Origin of the sequence: Desulfonatronum sp. SC1 (assembly GCF_003046795.1) — a bacterium.
In the GTDB taxonomy this organism is placed as follows: Bacteria; Desulfobacterota; Desulfovibrionia; order Desulfovibrionales; family Desulfonatronaceae; genus Desulfonatronum.
The window spans coordinates 1-626 of sequence record NZ_PZKN01000082.1 but is presented as its reverse complement, the minus strand read 5'-3'; the positions used below and the strand labels follow the sequence as shown (position 1 = coordinate 626).

Annotated in this window: 2 protein-coding genes; both read right to left on the bottom strand. The window is 47.8% G+C overall.

Annotation, left to right across the window (positions count from 1 at the left end; translation table 11 throughout):
* Window positions 1-467 (bottom strand): transposase zinc-binding domain-containing protein (locus tag C6366_RS20820; RefSeq protein WP_199221572.1); only part of this gene is annotated, 467 nt, incomplete at its 3' end.
* Window positions 439-626: tyrosine-type recombinase/integrase (locus tag C6366_RS20815; RefSeq protein ID WP_146164929.1), on the bottom strand; the 188-nt coding region annotated here is incomplete at its 5' end. The genes C6366_RS20820 and C6366_RS20815, both read right to left, overlap by 29 nt.

Genomic DNA, 626 nt, shown 5'->3' with positions numbered 1-626 from the left:
GAAAGGTTCTGCCCCCAAGTGTGTAATACCGCAACGGCTCCGGTTTCACAACCGTAATGCGTGTACCCAAAGCTGTGTAGTGTAGCTCTGGCAGCGTGGAACACAATATTGCAGTAAAGTCTCCTGTCCCAAAGATAAATCTGGTTGAGCGCATGAGGCACGGTGAAAATGAGATGGTAGTGTTTGACTGCAAGTGTTGATTTAATCAGCTTTTCAATCCAGAGCGCCTGTTTGGTTCCCTGACACTTGGGGCAATGTCGGTCGCGACAGCTGTTGTAACGGTAGTGGATGACTCCGCAATCATCACACACCTGCTCATGTCCACCCAAAGCGGCCGTACGGCACTGCACAAGGTTGTGAAAGACTTTGATCTGCTTGGCCGATAACTCCCCACTCTGCAACAAACTACTTCCAAATTGGCAAACAACATCAGCTAGTTCATGCTTGCTTTTGTATGGCTTTTCCATAGAGTGTGTCTAAGGGGCTGTGAGGATTGATATGCTGACACTGGGCTATGTGAAGATAAATCATGGTCGTTGAGATATCAGCATGACCCAAAAGCTCCTTTAAGGTTACAATGTTTAAGCCCTGCTCCAATAAATGGGTGGCGTAAGTGTGGCGTAAGG